Here is a 2,579-nt window from a genome sequence, read left to right as displayed (position 1 = left end):
CCGGCCTTGATGATCTTGTTCCTAAAGTTTTCAGAAAAGTCAAAGATGTAATTCCCTATATATACCTCCAATAATTCCATGAAACCTTTCTTTTGATCTTCCGTCAATTGGGAATAGGGGATTCCCTTTTTTTCTACGCCCTCTACCTTGCGATGGTTGGCAGAATAAATTTCATACGGTGCTTCCTCGGAAAACTTGGCGGCCTTTAATTGCTCCTTACTAAATGAGTTGACCAACTGCAGGCCCAAAACGGATTCCTTTTTCAGTACCTGCTTTCCCCGATGTTCCCCGGTTTTGACGATTCCCGGATTGGAACCGAAAAAGGTCGGTGTAGCCGAAACGATCGTGCCCTCATCAGAAGTAAAGTTCAGTGAAATGTGATGGCCTTCAAATCGCCATCCCCAAATGTCAGTTGACGATGGGGTCCCAAATAGGCAAAAGTGGTAGTTTAGGGGATCGCGCCTAGGCCTCCCATCGGGCATTTTATCATTGTCATCGTTCTCGATACTACGCAGCACATTTTCAAGCTCTCGAATTTCCTCCGTTTTTTTATACCCTTGCTTGCTTAAGGATGCGGCAAGCAGATCAAGGGCGGCCTGCTTTTGATTTTTGTCAAAATCATGAAAGGTAGGCCCCTTTCTCGGAAGGGGCACATAGTTCATATTGTAGCGCTCGACATCGTCCAAAGAAAAAAGGGCCTCCGCCCTCAGTTCTTCCGAAAGTGTTTCCAAAAAGGCATTCGCCTTTTCAGAAAGATCCTGGGCTTCCATCTGTGCATAGAAAAGGAAGCAAATCATCAGCAATAGTGTGTGTTTTGAATTCATCATTTCTCTTATTTTTCAATTCCCTTACCTGTAGCGGCATAGTATATACCCCCGTACAAATGATCCAAAAACCATTGGTTCTCGAATACCTTCTCGATATGGCCCAAAGCCGTATAGAACGAACGTCCCCCATCGCATTCGTGATACCAAGAAATAGGGTGCGTACCGGTTCCTACCCCTACCCTATCGATCGTGAAGTTTCCATTTTTGTCCGCATCCCTATTTTTCCAGGTCACTTTTGGATCATAGGAATTCTCATCGATCATGATCAGATCGTTCAGGCCCTCTATTTTATAGGGACCGAATTCATACCATTCATCCGTCCACAAAAGTGTATCGGGGAAATGCTCCAGTCCGGGAAAATTATGGTTTACGATTTTTAATTTTGCCGTCTGTTGTGCCGGATGTATGTGGAACATCCTCCCTACGAGCTTGGTATACCATTCCCAGTCGTATTCGGTGTCGGACGCTGCATGTATGCCCACGTATCCCTTGCCCGATCGGATATATTTTTCAAAGGCGGCCTGTTCGTTGTCATCAAAAATATCGGCGGTGGTACTCAGAAAAATTACGGCGTCCATACCCTTGAGACCTTCTTCCGTGATTTTTATCGCATCTTGCTGTCTGACCACTTCGAAGTTGTGGGCGGCCGCCAGTTCGTTTATGGCAGTAATACCATAGTCGATGGATTCATGGTGCCAACCCGCCGTCTCGGTCACCAAAAGTACCTTGAACTGTTTTTGTGCAAGAACCGGGTTTGAAAACAAGATACAAAATGAACTGATGAAAGTTGCTTTTACGATGATTTTTTTTGTTGCCATAATTTTATTTAGAATGCTTTTCTACTTATAAAATTGCGATAAATATAGCCATTTTCTTTCCCTATTGCTTTGAAATAGCAGTGATTTTGCATCAAGCTCTATCCTATTTTTGAAGTGGCCATGCTTTTGATGGCCATTGGGTTGCTTATTCCTTTTTTTTTTGCACTATAACCGCCGGAATAGCTATCATATATTTTCTGGTAAATTATAGAAGGTGGAAATCGAAAGCTCACGCAAAGGACCATATTTAGGAAATTGTAATAAAACCATTTAACCAAGAAATTGACAGGAAGGCCACGTCGGCGATTTATGTTTTTGGAGGACTTCAAGTGTATGAGTGACATTACCGGAATGTTCACTCCAACATTAAAACAACTCTTTCTCTTAATTCTGCTTTCAGGAATAAGAAATGAGCAAGGAATCTCATCTATAAAACTCACTGAAATTCTATGGTACGACAAAACTGAGAACAGGGCTCGAAACAATGTAGCCTTCCCAGGACGAGTAAGTGAATAATTGTGAAACTAAATTTAAAAAAGTATCTTAACTACTTGGATTCATTAACGGACTATTGAACTAATAACGCAATAAGAAATGAAGAGATCAACCCATATTGCATTACTTCTGATTCTTTCAGTATGCAAATATGCTACCGCCCAAGCGGATGCCGTAAAAGAAGACAGGCGTCCCAACATCCTTTTTGCCATTAGCGACGACCAGTCCTTTTTCCATTCCAGCTTTGCCGGTAGCCCCTTTGTAAACACCCCGGGCTTCGACCGGATTGCCAGGGAAGGGGTCTATTTTACGAACTGCTATGCAGGCTCCCCGGGCTGTGCGCCTTCTAGAAGTGCCTTGATTACCGGCCGCCATCATTGGCAAAACGAGCAATCGGGCCAACATGCCTCGTCATGGATGAAAAAATACGTACCGTTTA

3 protein-coding genes are annotated in these 2,579 nt (G+C 43.3%); 1 reads left to right on the top strand and 2 read right to left on the bottom strand.

Going from position 1 to position 2,579, the window contains the following annotated elements:
• Positions 1 to 827: DUF3500 domain-containing protein (locus tag ACEW8S_RS15250; protein ID WP_373518987.1), on the bottom strand; the 827-nt coding region annotated here is incomplete at its 3' end.
• Between the two features lie 5 nt (positions 828 to 832).
• Positions 833 to 1,645, bottom strand: a complete 813-nt coding sequence (locus ACEW8S_RS15245; RefSeq protein WP_373518986.1) for a ThuA domain-containing protein — start codon at positions 1,643 to 1,645, stop codon at positions 833 to 835.
• 594 nt (positions 1,646 to 2,239) lie between these two features.
• On the opposite strand from ACEW8S_RS15245, the gene ACEW8S_RS15240 reads away from it, so the two are divergent.
• Positions 2,240 to 2,579 (top strand): sulfatase-like hydrolase/transferase (locus ACEW8S_RS15240; protein WP_373518985.1); only part of this gene is annotated, 340 nt, incomplete at its 3' end.

The sequence above is a fragment of the Pricia sp. genome (assembly GCF_041745955.1).
Lineage (GTDB): Bacteria > Bacteroidota > Bacteroidia > Flavobacteriales > Flavobacteriaceae > Pricia.
Note: the sequence above shows the minus strand (reverse complement) of the source record. Positions and strands in the feature narration are given on the sequence as shown.